We start from the raw sequence: 4,997 nt of genomic DNA on the forward strand, positions 1-4,997 counted from the left end.
TCACGCTGGGTGGCGCCCGGATCGATGATGTTGTTCTGCAGCGCCAGCTTCAGCGTCGACAGGTTCTCCTCGACGGACTCGCCGAACACATCCGCGTACGCCTCACCGGCCGCCCGGGCGAACTTCTCCGCCTGCGCGACAGTCGTGCCGGTCTGCGCCTGGAAAATGTCGCGGCGCAGCTCGTCCTGCATGCCCTCCCTGATGGCGTTCGCGAGAGCGACACCGGCGGTGAGACCGATCGCGGCGACACCGAGGAGGGATGCACCGATCGGGCCGGTCTTCGAACCGAGATCGCCGACCGCGTCAGCGAACCCGGACAGGAAGTTTCCACCGGACTGGCTGCCCGCGGGGCCGCCGCCCTGGCCTGCCTGCTGGTACAGCTGCTCGAGTTCCTGCTGCGCAGCCTGGAGATCCTGCTGCAGCTGGTTGCCCAGCTCGATGTTGTCGACCGCGCCCGCGGCCTGACGTGCGGCAGCCTGGATGTCTTCGATCTGCTGCGCGGCACGGCGGGCCTCGTTCAGCAGTTGGCTGTTCATGACGATGTCGTCGACGGACTGGTCGGCGCGCTGCGCGTTGCGCTCCAGGTCCTGGATGCGCTGCGCGGCGTCGCGTGCCTGCTGCTCGAGACGCCGGTTGATCTCGACGGCCTGCGCTGCCTGGCCGGCACGCTGGGCTGCCTGGCTGATGCGCTGGAAGCCGTTGGTGATCTGCTGGGTGGCCTGCTGGCTCTGCTGCTGGGCCTGCTGGGTGCCTTGGATGAAGCGGGAGTCATCGAGGGTGAGGCGGGCTACCAGCTCGCCGACGTCGAGAGCCAAGGGGTTACTCCTTCTTGCGCGCCTTCTTCCGGGCGGCGATCAACTCGGCGTGCGCGCCGAGGACCTTCTCGATGTCCGCCATGCGCGGAATGTGGGACATGGACCAATGCACCTCGCCCCAGTCCGGGGACATACCGAAGTGCAGGAGCGCGGTCCGGCCGGAGTGCAGGATCATCGGCCACGGCAGACCGTCGGCGACCATCTCGTCGAACGCCGGTCCGAGCACTGCGATCGCGTCTTCGATCTGCTCGACCGGGGGCACCCCGTCCTTCGCGACCATCTCCCGCATGGCCTTCGCCGTCTCGTAGTCGGGCGCGGGGACGCGGTACTTCTTGCCGCGGATCGGGAGGTGCAGGTCCGGGTCGAAGCCGGTCTCGGTCAAGTCCTTGAGCGCCACTACGCGCCTTTCGTCAGCGCCTTGTGCAGGCGGGAGTGGGGATCAGCGGCGAGGGCGGTGATGCGCAGGCGTAGCCACCGCCACGACCGGGTGTGCAGGACCCCGGATTCGAGGTCGATTCCGTTGTCCTGCAGGTCGAGTTCGATGTCGGACCAGTGGTGCAGGCAGTCGACGATGGTGCGTGCAACCTGGCCGGGCTTCGGCCGGTCAGGTTCGTCGTTGTACCAGTCGCGCACCCCGGTTACGGGGTCGTACGGGCCGCCGCCAGGATCATCCGGTCCGTAGGTGCCGGGCGCCGAAAGATCGCGCGGAGTTTCTCCCCCATCCGTGCCTGCTTCGGGGATGGGGGTATCGGATTTCCCGGCGTACCTGCGCTCTCCCAGTGGGCCTGTCCGGCGGCTTCGGAATGCCCGAACCACAGCAGGGCGGTGCGGCCGGCGTGGGCGATGGTGGGCCAGCCGATGCCGTCGTCGACCATCTGCTGATAGGTATCGCCGAGGATCGCAAGGATCTCCGCGCGTTCGGCCGTGTCGTCGAGGCGCGCGCCGGTGGTGACGAGCTGCTGTGCGCGTAGGCCTTGCCACGCTGTGCAGGCGATCGCGTAGTCGCGTCCCGCGATGGGCAGGTGCAGCGCGGGGTCCATGAAGGTGGCGAGGTCCTCCACCAGACTCCTTCCGTTGAGGCGGGGCACCCGCCGGGAGCAGGGGTAGCGGTTAGGTTGCTCCCGGCGGGTGGTCAGGGGTGCGGTCAGGCCGCGGTGACCGCGAATGCGCCGCCGGTCAGGCTGGTGCCGTCGCCGGTCAGGACGCCGCCGGGGACGGTGACAGCGAACGGGCCGCCCGTCGAGCCAGTGACCGTGAAATCGCTGGCGGTGTAGCCGTCGTCGAGAGCCGCCAGCGCCGACTTGATCGCCGCCGACGTGGCGTCGAACGCGATCGGCGTGGTGGTCTTGCCGGCCCATGTCAGGGTGAAGGTGCCCGCGGTGGCTCCACCGAGGGTGACGGTGAAGTTCTGCGCGGTGGCCGGGATCAGCGGCTTGGTGATATCGCGGGGCTTACCACGGCCCGACAGGGTGAAGCTGAACTCCTGCAGTGCGTTCGTGTCCCCGGCCGCCGAGTCCGTCCACTTCACCGTGGTCTCGGCTTCATAGGCGTCGGGCAGTTCATCGCGCCGGTAGATGCGGACCGTGACGACGTTGTCGAGGCCCGTCTTGCGTCCCTTCTGGCGCAGGAAGTTCTGGCCCGGGTCGTCGACGAAACCAGAGGTGTTCTCGCCCTTGCGCTTGCCGCCGCCTTCGATGCGGAACGCAAGTCCGGTGACGATCTGGGAGGCGAAGCCCTCCGAGTCGATGTCGGAATCGTCCTGCTCGGCGCCCTCGAAGATCGGGGCGACGCTGGAGAGGCCGCGGACGCGGGTCCACTCGGTGGTGCCGGGTTCGCGGACTTCGAGGATCCAGTCGCGGGCCAGGGTGGATGCGAGTGCAGATGTCATGGGGTCGTCCTCCTAGGACGGGTTGGCGGTGATGCGGTACGAATCGGGGCGGGTCCAGCGCCCGTTCGAGTCGGGCGCACGCGGGGCGCGCACGACGCGGCGGCAGAGCAGGACCCGGACGCTCCCCCACGTCTGATGGGAGGCGTCGTGGATCTCGCGGCAGATGGCGTCCATGAGCTGGTCGATGGCCCGCGGGTCGCGGCCGGCTCGTCGGCCCCGGATCTGCAGGTAGTAGTCCGGGGTGTCGTCGTCGCGGGATCGGTCTTCGCTGTAGGTGTTGATGACGATGGCGTCGTTCGGGGCGTCGGGCATGGTGCCGAAGAACACCGCGGGGAGCGTGCCGGTGCCGTAGACGCCGGCGGGTTCGTATCGCACGAGCCCGAGGGCGTGGAGGCGCTGTGCGAGGGCGTCCTCGAGTGCGGTGGTGTCTGGTGCGCGCGCGGTCGTCATCCGTCCTCCTGATCATCCGGAGGTGTGGCGACCGTCTTCGGTGGGCAGTACAAGCCACTGCCGATCCCAGAGCCGCTGTGCTTCCAGCCGGGTCCGTCGTACCAGTTGGTCCGATGGATCTCCTTGCCGCAGTGCTTGCAGAGAATCGTCACAGTGCGCTCCTGATGGCCTGGGCGATGACCTGCCCGACCTCCTGCCGCTTCGCGATCACGGCGTTCTCGAGGAACTTCGCCTCACCGTGCTCGTGATGCCAGCCCACCTCCTCGTGCTGACGGGCCGCGTACGGGAGGTCGTAGTACACGGCCGATTCGAGGTCACCCGACGCGGTCTTGCAGTCGTTGCGCAGCTCGCCGGTTTCCTTCGGCGTCCGCTCGATCGACTCCTGCTTGACGACCTCGGCGGCGTCGTCGAGGCCGCGTTGCGCGGCGGCCCGGATCGCGGCCAGGTTGAAGTTCAGGGTCACGTCGACACCCCATCGCGACCCTCGGCCAACACTCCAGTGATGCTGTCGGCGCACTCCCGGGCCATCTGGTCGCCGAGGCCGACGCAGAGCACGGTGAGGTATGCCGCCTCCCAGCACCGGTCGGCCAGGATCTTCCGAATCCCGCATGGGAGCTCTTCCAGCACCTGCTGTACTTCGACATCAGTCACGGTTCCCCCTCAGGTGAGGTCGATGGAGTAGAAGTTCGGGGTTCGACCAGCCCCGTCGTGGTGCAGCTGCTCCGCCAACACCTCGGCAGTCCGGCCCCCGAACTCGGGCGGCAAGGTCACGAGCGACCCGGGTGGGATCAGCTCGGTGGTGGCGGACATCGAGACGCGGCCTTCGGAGATCACCTCCGAGCCGTCCGGCGCGAGCACCTTCTTGCGCTTCGCGGTGATCTTCCCGAGCACCTCCACCGGCGCGGCGTGCTCGGGACCGTACGGGCTGTCGCCGATCTTCCGTGCGACGAGCACCGGCCACCGCCACCACGACGCCAGCGGATCGGTCACCACGACCTCACCGCATTCGACGCCAGCCCAGCGAACCGCAGGATCCGCAGTGCGGTCGGATACAGGAACTTCACCGAGTTCAGTCGGTCAGGCGCCGTCAGGTACGTGTCGTAGCTGACCGATGCCCCGTCGATCGCGGACACCGTCATGCGGGGCTCTTGCCCGCCGGCGCCCTTGGTGGGATCGACGTCGGCGGATGCCCAGTGTTCGGCCTGCGCGCACGTTGCGTCGCGCATCGCGTCGCGCAGAGCTGAGTCCGCGGGGAGGCCGGTGCTGTCGGTGTCGTACAGGTCGGCGAGGCACGCGTCGGCGACGAGGATCGACGCCTCCCGGAGCAGGATGTCGGCGTTGTCGGGTGCGGGTTTCTTCGTCCAGTCGGCGAGGTCGTCGCTGTCGGCGTAGACGAGCACTGTGCCTCCTCGGGTGGGGGTGGTGGTTGGTGCGCAGGAACGCCGCTACAAGGACCGAAAGGAACCCGGCGTGGAAAGCCCTCAGTCGTCCTTCGCGTGCGGTGGTCATGCCAATGGGTGCCGGGACACGCGGTTGACGCACCAACCACCAAGCATTCAGTCGCCGATCGGGTGCGCGTCCTCGACGTCGGCCGCGGCGCTCGGGTCGACGCCCTCCACGTTCAGTGGGGACACGGCGCGCTCGACGGCGGCGAGGATGTCGGCCTTCTTCTCGGCGTCGCCGAGGTCGATGCCCTTGTCCTTCGCGTACTTGCGCAGCTGCGGCACGGTCAGGTCCGACAGGTTCTCGGCCGGGCCGTCACCTTCGGCCGACTCGGCGACGTCTGCGCCGATGCCGTAGCCGTGCCGCCGGAAGTACGCGAGCGCGCCGTCGTTGTCGGTCTC

At 68.5% G+C, this 4,997-nt stretch carries 9 protein-coding genes and 2 pseudogenes; all 11 read right to left on the reverse strand.

Annotated features, from left to right (window positions below):
• Window positions 1–815 (reverse strand): annotated as a pseudogene (locus A8G15_RS25295) (hypothetical protein); the annotation flags it as partial.
• Between the two features lie 4 nt (window positions 816–819).
• A complete protein-coding gene (locus A8G15_RS25300; RefSeq protein ID WP_068165754.1) occupies window positions 820–1,212 on the reverse strand; it encodes a DUF7426 family protein in 393 nt (130 codons plus the stop codon).
• Window positions 1,212–1,448, reverse strand: coding sequence for a hypothetical protein (locus A8G15_RS25305; protein ID WP_068165755.1), 237 nt, complete (start codon window positions 1,446–1,448; stop codon window positions 1,212–1,214). Before A8G15_RS25305 ends, A8G15_RS25300 begins: the two co-directional genes overlap by 1 nt.
• Before the next feature lie 5 nt (window positions 1,449–1,453).
• A complete protein-coding gene (locus tag A8G15_RS25310; protein WP_068165756.1) occupies window positions 1,454–1,876 on the reverse strand; it encodes a DUF7426 family protein in 423 nt (140 codons plus the stop codon).
• An 83-nt stretch (window positions 1,877–1,959) separates the two neighbouring features.
• Window positions 1,960–2,703: a phage tail tube protein gene (locus tag A8G15_RS25315; protein ID WP_068165757.1), complete on the reverse strand. Its 744-nt coding sequence runs from the start codon at window positions 2,701–2,703 to the stop codon at window positions 1,960–1,962.
• Between the two features lie 12 nt (window positions 2,704–2,715).
• Entirely contained in the window at window positions 2,716–3,153 is a 438-nt protein-coding gene (locus A8G15_RS25320) for a minor capsid protein (protein WP_068165758.1), read from the reverse strand.
• A 148-nt stretch (window positions 3,154–3,301) separates the two neighbouring features.
• Window positions 3,302–3,616 carry an HK97 gp10 family phage protein gene (locus A8G15_RS25325; protein WP_082900155.1) on the reverse strand — a complete coding sequence of 105 codons (315 nt, stop codon included), beginning with the start codon at window positions 3,614–3,616 and terminating at the stop codon, window positions 3,302–3,304.
• On the reverse strand, window positions 3,613–3,804 hold the full coding sequence (locus tag A8G15_RS25330) for a hypothetical protein (protein ID WP_068165759.1): 192 nt from the start codon (window positions 3,802–3,804) through the stop codon (window positions 3,613–3,615). The genes A8G15_RS25325 and A8G15_RS25330 overlap by 4 nt, the downstream gene beginning before the upstream one ends.
• Before the next feature lie 9 nt (window positions 3,805–3,813).
• The gene (locus tag A8G15_RS25335; RefSeq protein WP_068165762.1) at window positions 3,814–4,143 is read right to left on the reverse strand and encodes a hypothetical protein; all 330 of its coding nucleotides are present in this window, start codon (window positions 4,141–4,143) and stop codon (window positions 3,814–3,816) included.
• The gene (locus A8G15_RS25340; RefSeq protein WP_068165760.1) at window positions 4,140–4,553 is read right to left on the reverse strand and encodes a head-tail connector protein; all 414 of its coding nucleotides are present in this window, start codon (window positions 4,551–4,553) and stop codon (window positions 4,140–4,142) included. Before A8G15_RS25340 ends, A8G15_RS25335 begins: the two co-directional genes overlap by 4 nt.
• Before the next feature lie 156 nt (window positions 4,554–4,709).
• A pseudogene (locus A8G15_RS31240) lies at window positions 4,710–4,997 on the reverse strand (Rho termination factor N-terminal domain-containing protein); the annotation flags it as partial.

It is taken from the genome of Rhodococcus phenolicus (assembly GCF_001646785.1).
Taxonomy (GTDB): domain Bacteria; phylum Actinomycetota; class Actinomycetes; order Mycobacteriales; family Mycobacteriaceae; genus Rhodococcus; species Rhodococcus phenolicus.